Origin of the sequence: Nocardia sp. N2S4-5, assembly GCF_044628355.1 — a bacterium.
Taxonomy (GTDB): domain Bacteria; phylum Actinomycetota; class Actinomycetes; order Mycobacteriales; family Mycobacteriaceae; genus Nocardia; species Nocardia wallacei_B.
In genome coordinates this window covers 3,320,662-3,337,156 of the sequence record NZ_JBIUPM010000001.1, presented here as the reverse complement: position 1 = coordinate 3,337,156, position 16,495 = coordinate 3,320,662, and the positions used below count along the sequence as shown (strand labels likewise).

Genomic DNA, 16,495 nt, shown 5'->3' with positions numbered 1-16,495 from the left:
GTGAGGTGTGGGCCAAGATGTTGGCCATCGGCAAGCGAGTGTGGTCCAAAACACTTGCCGCCGTTGATCTCACCGACCGATCGTCGTCCGGTGGGCTCTTCGTGACGCGCTGAAACCGTTGTGTCACACGGGCGAAACAATAGGCGGGTTCTCACGGGCGCTTCCCGATAATCGTGAGCAACCGTTGATTTGACGGTCATTTCGCGCAGCATCGGCGCAATACCGGTTTCCTACCTTGGGGCCATCCCGGAATTCAGGAGGCCCTTGGTGAGCACGCTGACGCGCAATCACGACATCCAGCATTGGGATGCCGAGGACGTCGACGCCTGGGAGGCGGGCGGCAAGAACATCGCCCGCCGCAACCTGGTCTGGTCGGTCTTCGCCGAGCACATCGGGTTCTCGGTGTGGTCGATCTGGTCGGTGATGGTGCTGTTCATGCCCACCGACGTGTTCCACATCGACACGGCGGGCAAGTTCTTCCTCGGCGCGGTCCCGACGCTGGTCGGCGGCGTGCTGCGGATTCCCTACACGGTCGCCACGGCCAAGTTCGGCGGCCGGAACTGGACCATCTTCTCGGCGCTCGCGCTGCTGGTACCGGTGCTGCTGACGCTGTACTTCATCAACCAGCCCGGCACCTCGTTCACGACATTCCTGATCGTGGGGGCGTTCGCGGGCCTGGGCGGCGGCAACTTCGCCTCATCGATGGCCAATATCAACGTCTTCTACCCGCAGCGGCTCAAGGGCTGGGCGCTGGGCCTCAACGCGGGCGGCGGCAATGTCGGCGTCCCGGTGATCCAGCTGATCGGCCTAGCCGTCATCGCGACTCTGGGCAGCGCCTACGGGCACGCCTCGGTCGTGTGCCTGGTGTACCTGGCGCTGATCGTCACCGCCGCCACCGGCGCGGCGCTCTACATGGACAACGTGCGCAACCAGAAGGCCGACTACTCCTACATGATCACGGCGCTGAAGGTGCCGCAGTCGTGGGCGATCGCGTTCCTCTACATCGGCACGTTCGGCTCGTTCATCGGATACAGCTTCGCGTTCGGGCAGGTGCTGCAGGTCAGCTTCGTCGCCGGGGGCGGCAAGCCCGCCGAGGCGGCGCTGCACGCCGCGCAGATCGCGTTCATCGGCCCGCTGCTCGGCTCGATCACCCGGCCCTACGGCGGCAAGTGGGCCGACCGGTTCGGCGGCAGCCGGGTCACGCTGTACAGCTTCGGCGCCATGACGCTCGCGACGCTCGCGGTGGCCGTCGCCAGTGCGGTCGCCGACGGCAACAACCACGTGCCCACCGGTGCGGTGATGGCCGCGATGGTGATCGGCTTCATCGCCCTGTTCGTGGTGTCCGGTATCGGCAACGGCGCGGTCACCAAGATCATCCCGTCCGTGTTCGACGCCAAATCCCGCAGCCTGCAAGCCGATTCGGCGACGCGGGCGGCCTGGTCGCAGAACACCTCGGGCGCGCTGATCGGTTTCGTCGGCGCGGTCGGTGCGCTCGGCGGGGTCGGCATCAACCTGGTGCTGCGCTCCTCCTACGCCTCCACCAAGTCCGCTACCACCGCCTTCTGGGTGTTCATGGCGTTCTACCTGGTCTGCGCCGCGGTGTGCTGGGCCGTGTTCCTGCGCCGTCCTAGTGCGCGGCGGCGCGCTGAGCCCGATGTCGTGGTGGAGGCCGAGACGTTCGTGCTCGAGGCCGAACTCGAATCCGGAAACCCCGTGTCCGGCAATGGATCCCCGTCCACCAACCGTCGGCCCAGAGCCTGACCAGAACCATTCGGAGGACAGACATGAACCCCACTGTGGAACCCGCGCAGCGCAAGACCGTGGTGGTCGTCGGTCACGGCATGGTCGGCCACCGGTTCGTCGAGGCCCTGCGCTCGCGCGACACCGACGGCCGCTGGCAGGTCGTGATCCTCAGCGAGGAACCGCGCCCGGCGTACGACCGCGTCGGCCTGTCGTCCTACGTCGGCGCCTGGGACGCGACCGCGCTGGCGCTGCCCGGCAACGAGTACGCCGGTGACGCGCTGGTGGATCTGCGGCTGGGCGTCTCCGCCGAGAACGTGGACCGCGGCGCCCGCAAGGTCACCACCTCCACCGGTGACGTGATCGGTTACGACGCACTGGTTCTCGCGACCGGCTCGTACGCCTTCGTGCCGCCGGTGCCCGGCCACGACCGCCCCGAATGCTTCGTCTACCGCACCATCGAGGACCTCGACGGCATCCGGGCGGCGGCCGACGCGGCCGGGCCGGGCGCGGTCGGCGTCGTGGTCGGCGGCGGCCTGCTCGGGCTGGAAGCGGCGAATGCGTTGCGGCTCATGGGTATCACCCCGCACGTGGTCGAGTTCGCGCCGCGGCTGATGCCGGTGCAGGTCGACGAGGGCGGCGGCGCGATCCTGGAGCGCCTGGTCACCGATCTGGGCCTGCACGTGCACACCGGTGTCGGCACCTCGGCCATCGAGGCCGCGGAAGATGGTGCGGGACTGCGGGTCACGCTGTCGGACGAGTCGACCATCGACGCCTCGCTGGTGGTGTTCTCCGCCGGTGTCCGCCCGCGCGACCAGATCGCCCGCGACGCCGGGCTGGAGGTCGGGCCGCGCGGCGGTGTGATCACCGACCTCGGGCTGCGCAGTTCCGATCCCCACGTCTACGCCGTCGGCGAGGTGGCCGCCGTGGAGGGGACCTGCTACGGCCTGGTCGCCCCCGGCTACACCACCGCGGAGATCGTGGCGGACCGATTGCTCGGCGGCGCAGGGGAATTCCCCGGTGCGGACCTGTCCACCAAGCTGAAGCTGCTCGGTGTGGACGTGGCCAGCTTCGGTGACGCGCACGGCACGACCGAGGGCGCGCTGTCGGTCGTGCTGCACGACGCGGCCAAGGGCACCTACGCCAAACTCGTTCTCTCCGATGACGCCAAGATCCTGCTCGGCGGCATCCTGGTCGGCGACGCGTCACAGTACGCGGCGCTGCGCCCGCTGGTCGGCAGCGAGTTACCCGCCGAGCCCGCGGCCCTGATCTCGCCCGCCGGTGCGGAACTGGGGGCCGACGCGCTGCCCGACGAGGCGCAGATCTGCTCCTGCAACAACGTGTCCAAGGGCGCCATCTGCGGCGCCATCGCGGACGGCGCCTGCGACATCCCCGGCATCAAGAGCTGCACCTCGGCCGGAACCTCGTGCGGCGGTTGCGTTCCCATGCTCAAGAAGCTGCTGGAGCAGTCGGGCGTGGAGATGTCCAAGGCGCTGTGCGAGCACTTCGAGCAGTCGCGCGCGGAGCTGTTCGAGATCATCCAGGTCACCGGCATCCGCACCTTCTCCGAGCTGATCACCAAGCACGGCAGGGGAACCGGCTGCGACATCTGCAAGCCGACGGTCGCCTCGATCCTGGCCTCCACCTCGAGCGACCACATCCTCGAGGGTGAGCAGGCCGCGCTGCAGGACACCAACGATCACTTCCTCGCGAATTTGCAGAAGAACGGCACCTATTCGGTGGTGCCGCGGATGCCCGGCGGCGAGTGCACGCCCGAGCAGCTGATCGAAATCGGCCAGATCGCCAAGGATTTCGGTCTCTACGTGAAGGTCACCGGGGGCCAGCGCATCGATCTGTTCGGCGCGCGGGTCGAGCAACTGCCGAAGATCTGGCAGCGCCTGGTCGATGTCGGCATGGAATCCGGGCACGCCTACGGCAAGTCGCTGCGCACGGTGAAAAGCTGCGTCGGGTCCACCTGGTGCCGCTACGGGCAGCAGGATTCGGTCGGCATGGCGGTGCTGCTGGAGAAGCGGTACCGCGGGCTGCGGTCGCCGCACAAGCTGAAGCTGGCCGTGTCCGGGTGCGCCCGCGAATGCGCCGAGGCGCGCGGTAAGGACGTCGGCGTCATCGCCACCGAGAACGGGTGGAACCTGTACGTCGGCGGCAACGGCGGCCTCACGCCCAAGCACGCGGTGCTGCTGGCCGGCGATCTCGACGACGAGACGCTGATCAAATACATCGACCGCTACCTGATGTTCTACATCCGCACCGCCGACCGGCTGCAGCGCACCGCGCCCTGGCAGGAGGCGCTGGAGGGTGGCATCGAGCACGTCAAGCAGGTCGTGTGCGAGGACTCGCTGGGCATCGCGGACGAGCTGGAGACGGCCATGGCCCAGCACGTCGCCGGGTACAAGGACGAGTGGTCGGCGGTGCTGGAGGACCCGGAGAAGCTGTCGCGGTTCGTGTCCTTCGTCAACGCGCCGGACCAGAGCGACCCGACCATCGGCTTCGACGACAGCGGCGAGCGCAAGGTCCCGGTCCTGCTGGGTATGCCCGAGGTGCCGGTCGGCAGCGCTGTCGCCGAGAGCGCCACGCACGGGAAATAGGCGCGTAATCGCCTGGAAACAGGACGCCGGTACCAATAGGTAGGGCGTTCGGAGGAGAGTTACCGATGACCGTGATCGACACACCCGGTATTGCTCAGGTGACCACCGCAGGGTGGACCTCGGCCTGCCGCCTCGACTATTTGATTCCCGGCCGCGGCGTGGCGGTGTTGCTGAGAGGTGGCCGTCAGGCCGCCCTGTTCCTGCTGCCCGACGGCAGCCTGTACGCCGTCGGCAATATCGATCCGTTCGGCCGGGCCGCGGTGATGTCGCGCGGCATCGTCGGTGATCGAGGCGGTGTGCCCGTCGTGGCGTCGCCCCTGCTCAAACAGGCCTTCTCGCTGCTCGACGGGCACTGCCTCGACGACGACTCGACGGGGCTGCCGGTATACGGTGTCCGCGTGATCGACGGTGTCGTGGCGGTGTCCGACGAGCCGGTGGACTGTACCGAGGACTCGGCATGAGCGTTGATATCCCGAACAACGCCGCCTGCCTCGACGGCTTCACCATCGGCGTCACCGCCGCGCGGCGCGCCGACGAGCTGGCCACCCTGCTGACCCGGCGCGGGGCGAACATCATGGCCGCCCCCGCGATCCGGATCATTCCGCTGGCCGACGACAACGAACTGGAGCGGGTGACCAGGCAGTTGGTCACCGATCCGCCGCAGGTCACCGTCGCCACCACCGGTATCGGTTTCCGTGGCTGGATGGAGGCCGCGGAAGGGTGGGGCCTGGCCGAAGATCTGCGCACGACGCTGGGCTCCACCCGCCTGCTGGCCCGCGGCCCGAAGGCCAAGGGCGCCATCCGGGCCGCGGAACTGCGCGAGGAGTGGTCGCCGGCCTCGGAGTCCTCCGCGGAGGTGCTCGATCACCTGCTGGCCGAGGGCGTGGAGGGTACGCGCATCGCGGTGCAGCTGCACGGCGCGACCACCGAGTGGGAGCCGGTTCCCGACTTCTGCGAGGTATTGCGTTGCGCCGGAGCCGATGTCGTGCCGGTGCCGGTGTATCGCTGGATTCCGCCGGAGGATCCGACCCCGCTCGACCGGATGATCGAGGCCATCGTCACCTCGGCGCTGGACTGCGTGACCTTCACCAGCGCCCCGGCGGTGGCCTCGACGCTCATGCGCGCCAAGGAAACCGGGCTGCTGGAGGCCGTGCTGCACGCCTTCCGCGCCCGGGTGCTGCCCGCGTGCGTCGGGCCGATCACCGCCGCTCCGCTGGAGGAGCTGGGAGTGTCCACCACCATGCCCGGCCGGGCGCGGCTCGGTGCCCTGGCGCGGCACGTGGCCGAGGAATTGCCGCGGCGCGCCAACCGGATTCACGCCGCGGGTCACATCCTCAGCGTGCGCGGTGGCTGCGTGGTGGTCGACGGCCAGGTGCGGCAGCTGGCCCCGGCGCCGATGGCGCTCATGCGCGCCCTGGCGCGGCAGCCCGGACGGGTGGTGTCGCGCGAGGACCTGCTGGCGGCGCTGCCCGGCGGCGGCGACGACACGCACGCGGTGGAGACGGGCATCGCCCGACTACGCGCGGGTCTCGGCACGCCGAAGGCCATCCAGACCGTCGTGAAGCGCGGCTACCGGCTCGCGCTGGACCCCGCCGAGTGCATCGACAACAACCCGCGCCCGCCGGTCGGCTACGCCCCCTCACTGCGCCCCCAGGGCCCCGCACCCATGGCAGGGGTCTGGTGAGCGGTCCGGCCCTGGTGCTGGTCGCACACGGCACCAGGAGTTCGCGCGGCGTGCGGATGATCGCCGATTTGGCCGAGGCGGTGTCGCGGGAGCTGGGCGCGGTGGCGCCCGCGCCGGACTTGCTCGATGGCGAGTCCGGGCGGGTCGACGTGCGCGCTCTCGAACCCGCGCCCGTGGTGCGCACGGCCTTCGTGGACGTGCTCGGCCCGTCGCCCGCGGAGGTACTGCGCGACCTGGATTCCGTTCCCGCCGTGGTGGTTCCGGCCTTCCTCGCCTCCGGGTACCACGTGTATCAGGATGTACCGCGCGAGGTCGCGGAGAGCGGGCACGCGTCCGTCGCGGTGACCCCGGCGATGGGTCCGGACCCGGCCCTGGCCCGCATCATGCGGATGCGGCTACGGGCCGCGGGCCGGCGCCCCGGCGACGCCGTGGTGTTCGCCGCCGCCGGTTCCTCCGACGCCCGAGCCCGCCACGACGTCCGCCGCGCGGCCCGGTTGTTGGGCCAAGACCTCGATGCCCCCGTCCGAGTCGCCTACATCGCCACCGGCGAGCCCCGAGTCCCCGAAGTAGTTGCCTCCCTTCGCGAATCCGGCGCCCCCCGCGTCTTCATCGCCTCCTACCTACTGGCCCACGGCCTGTTCCACCAACGCCTGCACGACACCGGCGCAGATGGCGTAGCCGAACCCATCGGCGTCCACCCCGCCATCGTCCGCCTACTAGCCGACCGCTACCGCACCGCCGCAAGCGAACTCACCCACACCGCCGCCTGAATTGTGTCGCACGCGCTCCGGCCCGGTGGCCTTCTCGAACAGCGCCGCCGACGACCTTGCTTCGTCAGTGTCCGGCCGTCATCCCGGCATGCTGTTGGCCGGGATCCACACCGCGCACCCGCGGTCGGGAGCAGTGTCGGGTCAGCGGCGGGGTTCGATGGTGAGGCCGCCTGTGGTGACTGTGCGGGTCATGTCTCGGGCCAGCATGTCGTGGGGGAAGCCGAGGGAGATGGCGCTGGCTTCTTCGAGGCGGGTTAGGTGGGTGGGGGCGAATTCGATGTCCAGGGCGCCGAGGTTGTCCTCCAGTTGGTGGGCGGTGCGGGCGCCGATGATGGGTGCGGTCACGGCCGGGTTCTGCAGGGTCCAGGCCAGGGCGACCTGGGCGGGGGTGCGGCCGAGTTCGGTGGCGATCTGGCGGACCACGTCGGTGATGGCGAGACCGCGTTCGGTGAGCTGGTTCTGCGCGAGGGCCACGTTCTTGCGGGTGCCTTCGGGGGAGCCCACGCCCTCGGCGTCGAGGTCGGCGCGGCTGTACTTGCCGGTGAGTACCCCGCTCGCCAGCGGTGACCACGGAATCACGCCCAGGCCCATCTCCCGGGCCATCGGGATCAGATCGCGCTCCGCGGTGCGCTCGATCAGGTTGTATTCCACCTGCAGCGCCACCAGCGGCGACCAGCCGCGCAGATCGGCGATGGCCTGCATCCGCGAGACCTGCCACGCGGGGGCGTCGGAGATCGCGACGTACAGCACCTTGCCCTGGCGGACCAGATCGTCCATTCCGCGCAGGATTTCGTCCACTGGAGTATGGAAGTCCCACGCGTGCAGGTACAGCAGATCGATGTAGTCGGTATTCAGCTGCCGCAGACTGGCTTCCACCGAGGCGAACATGCTCTTGCGGTGATTACCACCGGCATTCGGGTCGCCCGGCCGCCGCTGCATCGTGTATTTCGTTGCCAGCACCAGGCTTTCGCGATTGTCGCGGGTGAACTCGCCCAGCAGCCGCTCGGAACTGCCGTTGGTGTACATGCTGGCGGTATCGATGAAGTTGCCGCCGCGCTCGAGATAGAGATCGAACACCTTGCGCGCATCGTCGCGGTCGGCGCCCCAGCCCCAATCCGCGCCGAAGGTCATCGTGCCCAGCGCCAGCGGGGAGACCCGCAGCCCGGACCGCCCCAGCAGCCGGTAGGTGTCGAGGGTGAGGGACATGGTGTCCTCCTGTGTCGTAGCCATCGTCGGAATCGAGTCTGCGACGGCCGCGAACAGGGGGTAAGGGAAGGTTTTTCCTGGGAGCGCCGGTCCTAGGCTGGCCGTAGGATCGATCCTGATGACTGGCACGGTGGATGCGACACAGGAGTTGGGGGCGTTTTTGCGGGCCCGGCGGGAACGGCTGGACCCGCGGGATGTGGGGCTGCCCGCGCGGCGGTCCCGGCGTACGCCCGGGTTGCGGCGGGAGGATGTCGCGGAGTTGGCGGGGGTCAGCACCGACTACATAGTGCGGCTGGAGCAGGGGCGGGGGCTGCGGCCGTCGGCGGAGGTGCTGGAGGCGCTGGCCCGGGCGCTGCGGCTGGGCGGGGACGAGCGCGCCTACCTGTTCGACCTGGCCCGGCAACGCCAGCCCGACGACGGCAAGCCCGCCACCACCGCGGCTCCGGCGCTGCAACTGCTGGTGACCGACCTGTCGCCGCTGCCGGCGATGGTGGTGAACCATCGCTACGACATCCTGGCGTGGAACCGCGAGATGAGCCGTCTGCTACTGGATTTCGATACGCTGCCGCCGTCGCAGCGCAACTCGATGTGGATGTGCCTGTTGCATCCGGGGATGCGCGAATTCTTCGCCGACCGCGAACGCACAGTGCGCGAGGGCATCGCCGACCTGCGGGCCGCCTGGGCGGCGCATCCGGACGATCGGGTACTCGCCGACCTCATCCGGGAATTCCGTTCCCGCAGTGCAGAATTCGAACTGTTGTGGGCGAAACAGGACGTCCGGGTGAACGGGCGCGGGCAGAAGACGCTGGTGCATCCCGACGTCGGCCCGGTCACGGTGGCGTACGAGGCGTTGATGCCGTTGCAGGATCCGGATCAACGGCTGATCATCTACCGCGCCGCCGACGAGGCCAGCCAGGCGGCGCTGGATCGGTTGGCCGAGGACTGACTCGGGACCGACGAATCCGGGAGAAAAATTTCGCGGAAGTATGTCGAAATGGTCCGGGTGGCTCCGACCGAAGGGTGACAGCACGTCGGAACAACCCACAGGAGCACATCATGACCAGCGTCACCACCTTCTTCTGGTTCGAGCGCGACGCCGAGCAGGCGGCCGAGTTCTACACCGCGACCGTGCCGGATTCCCGCATCACCGAGATCAGCCGCGGCCCCGACGGGTCGGCGTTCATCGTCGCCCTGGAACTGGCCGGGCACGCCGTCACGCTGATGAACGCCGGACCGGACCACCCGTTGTCCGACGCGGCGTCCATCCAGGTCGTCGTCGACACTCAGCACGAGGTCGACCGGCTGTGGGCGGCGCTGACCGAGGGCGGCGCGCCCGGCCCGTGCGGCTGGCTGACCGACCGCTACGGCCTGTCCTGGCAGGTGGTGCCCGCGGCGCTGCCGAAGCTGCTGAACGGGGACCACGCCGCAGCGGTAGGCGCCGCCCTGCGCACCATGTCGAAGATCGACCTGGCAGTGCTGCAGGACGCTCACGACCGAGGCTGACTACTGACGCGAGCAGGCCGTGCTGGTCGATTGCCCAGGGGATGTGGGCGGGCGGCGGACACGCGCCCCCGCCTCGGCGAGTTTCCCTGTGCCACGGTGCGATACTGCATCAATGTCCCGGGTCATGCGCTGCCTGACGGTCCTGTTCGCGATGTTTGCCATGGTTGTGCCGGTGTCGGCCGTCGCCGCTCCCGGCGACGGCCCGGCCATCCTCGAGGTGCGCCCGCTCGGCGGCCGCGAGTTCGAGGTGGTGGTCTACTCCGCCGCGATGCATCGGCCGATCACGGTGTGGGTATCGCATCCCGGCGCCTCGGCTCCGGCTCTGTATCTGCTCAACGCGGTCGACGGCGGCGAGGACGGCGGCCCGTGGACCGCCCGCACCGACGTCGCGCAGTTCTTCGCCGACAAGCCGGTCAACGTGATCGTGCCGATGGGCGGGCGCGCCAGCTATTACACCGACTGGGTCTCCGACGACCCGGTGCTCGGCCGGAACCAGTGGTCCACCTTCCTCGTGCGCGAGTTGCCGCCCCTGCTGGAACAGCGGTTCGAGATGACGGGCCGCAATGCCGTTGCGGGAACATCGATGTCGGCGACCTCGGCACTGGACCTCGCGATCGACGCGCCGGGGAAGTATCAGGCGGTCGGCTCCTACAGCGGCTGCCCGCGCACCAGCGATCCGGTGGCGCGCGCCTACGTCCATTCGCAGCTGGGCATTTTCGGCGCGAACGCCGCGAATATGTGGGGCGCGCCGGACAATCCGGCATGGCCGGCGCACGATCCGGTGCTCAACGCGGACCGCTTGCGCGGCACGGCCCTCTACATCTCGGCCGGAAACGGCGGCGCGGGCGTGCACGACACCCTCGCCGACCCGTCCATCGCCGGTAACGCGGGCAAGCTCGCCGACCGGCTCGCGGTGGGCGGCGTGATGGAGTCGGTGGTCAACGGCTGCACCCGCGTCCTGGCCGATCGCCTTGCGTCCCTGGGCATCCCGGCCGATGTGGTGTATCGCACCGGTACCCACGCCTGGCCCTACTGGCAGGACGACGTCCACGACTCCTGGCCGACTTTCGCCGCCGCCCTGGGAGTCTGACGTCGTCCAGCCGAGTTCGCTGAATTTCAGGCCCGCACTTGCCGCCGGTAGGTGACCTTGTCGAACTCGCGCCCGTACTCGTCCACCGCGACCACGTCCATCTCGCTGGCGAAGAAGCCCGGCCGCACGTCGACCCGGATGAACGAGTAGTTGCGGAACCGCACGCGTGACCACGGCGCGGCTTCGTCCCGCTTGTCGCCGCCGACGGTCCATACATAGCTGTTGGGGACGGTGGTATCGGCGACTTCGTGACCGCGGTAGGTCTCCTGCGAACCCGGCTGGAAGCCGTAACGCGGTCGCCCGCCGCCGCCCACGGTGTAGTACACGGTGCCGTCGGTTTCCGGGTACACGACCGAATTGTCGCCCGCGACCTTGCCGGGCTGTCCCGCGCGGATCGGGTCGGTGCGTTCGAAGATGTGATTGTGGCCCTGCAGCACGAGATCGACGCGATAGCGGTCGAACAGGTCGCACCAGGCCGCGCGCAGACCTCCGTCGCTGGCATGCGAATCGGTGGTCGAATAGGCGCAGTGGTGGAAGAAGCAGACCAGGAAGTCGATGTCCGGATCGGCCCGGTAGGCGGCGAGAGTCCGTTCCACCCAACCGGTTTGGGCGCCACCGGAGTACCCGGTGTTGGCCCGGATCTCGGAGGAGACGTCGTTGGCGTCCAGCGACAGCACCGCCACATTGCCGTAGGTGAACGAGTACGCCGACGGGCACCCGGAGGGTCCGTTGCCCGGAAAGTCCAGGCGCGCAAGGTGTCCGCCGTACCCGTGGGTGTCGTAGGCGGCTTCCATGTCGTGGTTGCCGGTGGCGAACATCCACGGCGTGGTCGACGCGCTGGGTTCGATGGCGCCGAAATACACGTCCCACACATAGGGATTGAATTTGTCGAAGCCGCCGGGTGCGGCCCCGCCCGCGGGTACGAACCGCGGGCTCTTGCCCGCACCGGAGGGATCGGCATAGGCGATATCCCCGGCGAGTATGTGGAAATCCGGTCGGGCGGCGATGATCTGGCGCATCACGTTGTCGGCGTGCCGGACGGTGGGGTCGTTGTCCGCCTTGTAGTACATGTCGTCGTAGTCGCCGGGCGCCACTCCGCCGGGCTGCACGGGTGTTTCGTCGGTGCCCTGGTCACCCATCATGGTGAAACGGAAGGGCAGCACCGCGTTTCGCGCGGTGGGCATGGCGGTGGCCGCCGCGCTGACCTCGCCGGTGAAGCCGTCGGAGGTGCGCCACCGGTAGAAATGCGGTATCCGTCCCGCCAGCCCGTCGACGGGGGCGTGCACGTAGAACTGCTCGGCCGCGAGCACACCGCCGTCGCTGCTGGGGATCTGGGTGACCAGATTGCGGATCTCCGCTTCGACGCTCGCTCCCAGCCCGGGTGTCGGTCCGTGTTCGAGAAAAACCTTCGCACCGTGGGGATTTCGCGACAGCTGCGCCGAGAACCGGAGCTGACCAGCGGCATCGGCGCCGAACCCGACCCGCCGCCCGCCCACGGCCAGCTGTGCGTCCTCGGCGTAGGCGCGGCCCGCGAACGGTGTGGCGCCGACCGCCGCCACGGCGGCCGCCGCGGCCGAACCGCGCAGGAAATTGCGCCGCGAGACCGGGTGCCGGCGCAGGTGGGCGCGGTGCCATTCGTACTGCTCGGCCATGGTCATGGTGGCGGCCAGCGGCTCCGGGATCCCCGTGTCGGGGATATCGCCGGCCGGGTTCAGGCGATTCGACGGCATGGGATCGGATGCTCGTCCAACCGGTGTGGCTCGGCAACTGCCGACCTCGCCGTCGCTGGGGAATTCTCGGTGAATTCCGCGTGCGGGCGAATCTGTCGGTGGCCGGGGTCACAATGCGGTATGGCCTACGACGAGGAACTGGCGGACCGCATCCGGGATCTGCTCGGCCCGGTACTGCCCGAGACGGTGGAGAAGAAGATGTTCGGCGGGCTGGCCTTCCTGGTCGGCGGCAATATGGCCGTCGCGGCCAGCGGCAAGGGCGGCCTGATGGTCCGGGTCGACCCGGACCAGGCCGAGGGGCTGGTCGACGGTAAGCAGGTCGCGCCGATGGTCATGGGCGGCCGCCCGATGCGCAATTGGCTACGGGTCGATTCGGCCCTGGTAGCCGACGACGACGTGCTCGAGCAGTGGATACAACGCGGCGTGGCGTACGCACGCAGTCTGCCGCCGAAGTAGACGACCAGGTCCGGCGGAGTCGTGGTCAGGCTGCCGCGCCAGGTGCTACCGTGTGTCCCACGCCACGATAACTGCAACGAGTTCTAGTTAATCGCGGGCCTCGGGAGGACGTTCAGATCCGGAAGCGCGCGATGGACGGCTACTCGGGTGAAGGACGTACCCGGCGGCGACGCGGCGCGGAGGAGAGTGTGCCTTGACGAATACCGTTGATCCGCAGGCCGTGGCAGCCCGTGTGACCGCCGAACTGACCGGCCCCGGTGGTCCGTTCGACATGGCCGTCGAGGAGGTATTGGGCGCTCCGATCCCCGTCATGCGCACTCGGCGTCGCTCGCTGGGGGAGATGCTGGACGATTCGGCCGCGTGGGGCGACCGCGAATACCTCGTGACCGCCGACGACCGAATGTCGTTCGCCGAACACGCGGCCGCGGCGGGAGCGCTCGCGCAGGCCCTGGCGGATCGGTACGGCGTCGGCAAGGACGACCGCATCGGAATCCTGGCGGCCAACACCCCGGAGTGGGTGGTGGCCTTCTGGGCGGCGCAATGCCTGGGCGCCCTCGCGGTCGGTTACAACGCCTGGTGGGCGCCCCGGGAGATCGAGTACGCCCTCGGCCACGCCCGCCCGGCGGTACTGATCGCGGACGCGAAGAGAGCCGGGCTGCTGGACGATCCGGCGAGCGCGGGTCGAACCGAGGGCTCCGGCAGTGCGGGGTCGCCGGGTGGTGCGGCGTCTTCGGGCGAGGCTGGATCTGTTCGGCGGGTAGCTGGCATCCCTGTGCTGACGATGGAGCACGACCTCCCGCGACTGATCGCCGAATACTCCGGCGCACACCCCCGCACGGCCGTCGCCGAGGACGATCCGGCGGTGATCCTGTACACCAGCGGCACCAGCGGCCGTCCCAAGGGGGTCGTGCATTCGCATCGAAACCTGGTGGCGGTCACCGACTATCACCGATTCACCGATGCGATGGTGGCGGGCATGCGCGGCCTGCCCCATCGCGAACCCAGCGACAATCGCTTCCTGCTCACCTCGCCGCTGTTCCACATCGCCAGCCTGCACAACCTGGTCGTCCCGCGCCTGGCGACCGGCGCCGCGGTGGTAATCCACCAGGGTTCGTTCGAAGTCGACCGGGTGTTGCGCCTGGTCGAGCGCGAGCGGGTCACCAACTGGGGCGCGGTGCCGACGATGGCGAGCCGGATGCTCGAGCACGACCTGTCCGGCTACGACCTGTCCTCGCTGGCGGCCTTCTCGCTCAATGCCGCGCCCTCCTCGCCGGCGTTCCAGCAGCGGCTGCGCGAGCGGCTACCGGTCGCGCGGGTAGCGCTGACCACGAGCTACGGCCTCACCGAAAGTGGCACGGCCGCAACAGTTGCCACGCCGCCGGAGCTGGCGGCCCACCCGGATACGGTCGGCCGTCCCATCGTCGGGGTCACCGTCGAGATCCGCGACCCGGACGGCACGCCGGTACCCGACGGCACGGAGGGCGAGATCTGCATCCGCAGCCCGTACGTGATGCTCGGCTACTGGGACGACGAGACCGCCACCGCGGCGGCGATCGACGGCGAGCGCTGGTTGCGCACCGGCGATTTCGGCACCCTCGAGGACGGTCGGCTCCGCTTGTCCGGCCGGCGCAGCGATCTGATCCTGCGCGGCGGGGAGAACGTGTATCCGACCGAGATCGAGAACGTACTCGACGAGCATCCCGCGGTGCGCGAGTCCGCGGTGCTCGGGGTGCCGCACGACGATCTCGGCCAGGAGGTGGCGGCCGTCGTGGTCGTCGGCGATCCGAACGCCGTGACCCCGGCGGCGCTCCGTGATTTCGCCGCCGAACGGCTGGCCTACTTCAAGGTGCCCGCCCGCTGGACGATCACCGATAAACCATTGCCGCGCAACGCGACCGGAAAGGTCGTCCGTCGTGAGATAACGATCTGACGGCGGGTGTCCCCGGGCACCGAAAGAGGAAACACGATGTACGACAGCATCATCAAGGGCGGCCGCTGGTTCGACGGCACCGGCGCGCCCTCCGCGCTCCGGCACGTCGGCATCCGCGACGGCCGGGTCGCCACCGTGTCCGCGGCGCCGCTCGAGGAAACCGATTGCGACACGGTGATAGACGCCGCGGGCAAATGGGTGCTGCCCGGCATGATCGACATCCACACCCACTACGACGTCGAGGTGCTGCTGGATCCCACACTGTCGGAATCGGTCCGCCACGGCGTCACCACGGTGCTGCTCGGGTCCTGCTCGCTGTCGACCGTGCACGTCGACGCCGAGGTCGCGGGCGACCTGTTCGGCCGGGTGGAGGCGATCCCGCGCCGCCACGTCATCGATGCCATCGGTGATCTGAAGACGTGGCGGAACGCGCACGAGTACGCCGCGGCGCTGGAGGCGCTGCCGCTGGGCGCGAATGTCGCGTGCTTCCTGGGACATTCGGATGTGCGCGCCGCCGAGATGGGGTTGGACCGCGCCACCCGAAAAAACGTCAGGCCCGGCGCCGCCGAGGTGGCGGCGATGGAACGCAAGCTGGTCGAGGCGCTCGACGCGGGCTTCATCGGCATGTCATCGCAGCAACTGCTGTTCGACAAGCTCGACGGCGACCTGTGCCGCTCGCGCACCCTGCCGTCGACCTATGCGACCACCCGGGAACGGCGGCGGCTCAACACGGTGCTGCGCGAGCGCCGCCGCGCCCTCCAGGGCGGGCCGGACGTCTCGCGGCCGCAGAGCCTGCTGACCATGGCGGCGAGCAGCCTCGGCCTCTGGCGCGAACCGCTGAAGGTGAGCCTGCTGTCGGCCGCCGACATCAAGGCGATCCCCTTCGTCGCCTACGTCTTCCCGGCGATGGCGCGCGTGATGAACGCGCTGGGCGGCGATTTCCGCTGGCAGCATCTGCCGGTGCCGTTCGAGGTGTATGCCGACGGCATCGATCTCGTGGTGTTCGAGGAATTCGGTTCCGGCGCAGCGGCACTGCACCTGTCGAACCAGTTGGCGGACCGCGAGGAACTGCTGCGCAGCGCGGCGTACCGGCGGCGGTTCCGCAAGGACTACGACAAGAGGTTCGGCCCGCGGGTGTGGCACCGCGACTTCTTCGACGCCGAGATCGTCGACTGCCCGGACAGTTCGGTGATCGGCAAGACCTTCGGACAGGTCGGGCAGGACCGCGGCGGCCTGCATCCGGTGGACGCGTTCCTGGATCTGGTCGTGCAGTACGGCGGCAAGGTGCGGTGGCGCACCACGATCTCCAACCACCGGCCGCGCGTGCTCGACCGTTTCGCCGCGGATCCCGGTGTGCAACTGGGCTTCTCGGACGCGGGCGCGCATCTGCGCAATATGGCCTTCTACAACTTCGGGCTGCGGTTGCTGCGCCGGGTGCGGGACGCGCAGGGGTCGGCGCGGCCGTTCCTGACCCTGGAGCGCGCGGTGCACCGCCTCACCGGCGAACTAGCCGACTGGTACGGGCTGGACGCCGGGCACCTGCGCGTGGGTGACCGCGCGGATGTGGTGGTCGTCGACCCGCGACACCTGGACGACAGTCTCGACGCGTACGCCGAGCAGACGGTCCCGTACTACGGCAACCTGTCCCGCATGGTGAATCGCAACGACGCCGCGGTGTCGGCGGTATTCGTCGGCGGCACTTATGTTTTCGGCGATGGGCAGCCGGGTGCGGCGCTGGGGAACCGCCGCACCGGCCGTTTCCTGCCCGCCGCGTGAGCGC

General features: G+C 69.3%; 13 protein-coding genes. 11 read left to right on the top strand and 2 right to left on the bottom strand.

Going from position 1 to position 16,495, the window contains the following annotated elements:
- Nucleotides 1–264: 264 nt before the first annotated feature.
- The 5 genes from ACFMRZ_RS15155 to ACFMRZ_RS15135 all read left to right on the top strand — a co-directional run bounded on the left by ACFMRZ_RS15155 (nt 265) and on the right by ACFMRZ_RS15135 (nt 6,800).
- Complete coding sequence (locus ACFMRZ_RS15155; RefSeq protein WP_400179667.1) at nt 265–1,761, top strand: nitrate/nitrite transporter; 1,497 nt, start codon at nt 265–267, stop codon at nt 1,759–1,761.
- Between the two features lie 23 nt (nt 1,762–1,784).
- The gene (nirB, locus tag ACFMRZ_RS15150) at nt 1,785–4,346 is read left to right on the top strand and encodes a nitrite reductase large subunit NirB (protein ID WP_400179666.1); all 2,562 of its coding nucleotides are present in this window, start codon (nt 1,785–1,787) and stop codon (nt 4,344–4,346) included.
- Nucleotides 4,347–4,411: 65 nt separating this feature from the next.
- Entirely contained in the window at nt 4,412–4,807 is a 396-nt protein-coding gene (gene nirD, locus ACFMRZ_RS15145; protein WP_400179665.1) for a nitrite reductase small subunit NirD, read from the top strand.
- On the top strand, nt 4,804–6,030 hold the full coding sequence (locus ACFMRZ_RS15140) for a uroporphyrinogen-III synthase (RefSeq protein WP_400179664.1): 1,227 nt from the start codon (nt 4,804–4,806) through the stop codon (nt 6,028–6,030). The genes nirD and ACFMRZ_RS15140 overlap by 4 nt, the downstream gene beginning before the upstream one ends.
- Nucleotides 6,027–6,800, top strand: coding sequence for a sirohydrochlorin chelatase (locus ACFMRZ_RS15135; RefSeq protein WP_400179663.1), 774 nt, complete (start codon nt 6,027–6,029; stop codon nt 6,798–6,800). The genes ACFMRZ_RS15140 and ACFMRZ_RS15135 overlap by 4 nt, the downstream gene beginning before the upstream one ends.
- 141 nt (nt 6,801–6,941) lie before the next feature.
- Here ACFMRZ_RS15135 and ACFMRZ_RS15130 read toward each other — a convergent pair whose 3' ends face one another.
- Nucleotides 6,942–8,006: an aldo/keto reductase gene (locus tag ACFMRZ_RS15130; RefSeq protein WP_400182862.1), complete on the bottom strand. Its 1,065-nt coding sequence runs from the start codon at nt 8,004–8,006 to the stop codon at nt 6,942–6,944.
- A gap of 118 nt (nt 8,007–8,124) precedes the next feature.
- Between ACFMRZ_RS15130 and ACFMRZ_RS15125 the strand changes: the two genes are divergently transcribed.
- The 3 genes from ACFMRZ_RS15125 to ACFMRZ_RS15115 all read left to right on the top strand — a co-directional run bounded on the left by ACFMRZ_RS15125 (nt 8,125) and on the right by ACFMRZ_RS15115 (nt 10,599).
- Entirely contained in the window at nt 8,125–8,952 is an 828-nt protein-coding gene (locus ACFMRZ_RS15125) for a helix-turn-helix transcriptional regulator (RefSeq protein WP_400179662.1), read from the top strand.
- Nucleotides 8,953–9,062: 110 nt separating this feature from the next.
- Nucleotides 9,063–9,509, top strand: a complete 447-nt coding sequence (locus tag ACFMRZ_RS15120; protein ID WP_400179661.1) for a VOC family protein — start codon at nt 9,063–9,065, stop codon at nt 9,507–9,509.
- Between the two features lie 112 nt (nt 9,510–9,621).
- Nucleotides 9,622–10,599, top strand: coding sequence for an alpha/beta hydrolase (locus ACFMRZ_RS15115; RefSeq protein ID WP_400179660.1), 978 nt, complete (start codon nt 9,622–9,624; stop codon nt 10,597–10,599).
- Nucleotides 10,600–10,625: 26 nt separating this feature from the next.
- Here the strand turns inward: ACFMRZ_RS15115 and ACFMRZ_RS15110 are convergent, their stop codons facing one another.
- Entirely contained in the window at nt 10,626–12,329 is a 1,704-nt protein-coding gene (locus tag ACFMRZ_RS15110; protein ID WP_400179659.1) for a metallophosphoesterase, read from the bottom strand.
- Nucleotides 12,330–12,449: 120 nt separating this feature from the next.
- On the opposite strand from ACFMRZ_RS15110, the gene ACFMRZ_RS15105 reads away from it, so the two are divergent.
- From ACFMRZ_RS15105 to ACFMRZ_RS15095, 3 genes are all read left to right on the top strand, one after another.
- Nucleotides 12,450–12,785 carry a TfoX/Sxy family protein gene (locus ACFMRZ_RS15105; protein ID WP_400179658.1) on the top strand — a complete coding sequence of 112 codons (336 nt, stop codon included), beginning with the start codon at nt 12,450–12,452 and terminating at the stop codon, nt 12,783–12,785.
- A 193-nt stretch (nt 12,786–12,978) separates the two neighbouring features.
- A complete protein-coding gene (locus ACFMRZ_RS15100; protein WP_400179657.1) occupies nt 12,979–14,715 on the top strand; it encodes a class I adenylate-forming enzyme family protein in 1,737 nt (578 codons plus the stop codon).
- A 36-nt stretch (nt 14,716–14,751) separates the two neighbouring features.
- Complete coding sequence (locus tag ACFMRZ_RS15095; protein WP_400179656.1) at nt 14,752–16,491, top strand: amidohydrolase family protein; 1,740 nt, start codon at nt 14,752–14,754, stop codon at nt 16,489–16,491.
- Nucleotides 16,492–16,495: the final 4 nt, after the last annotated feature.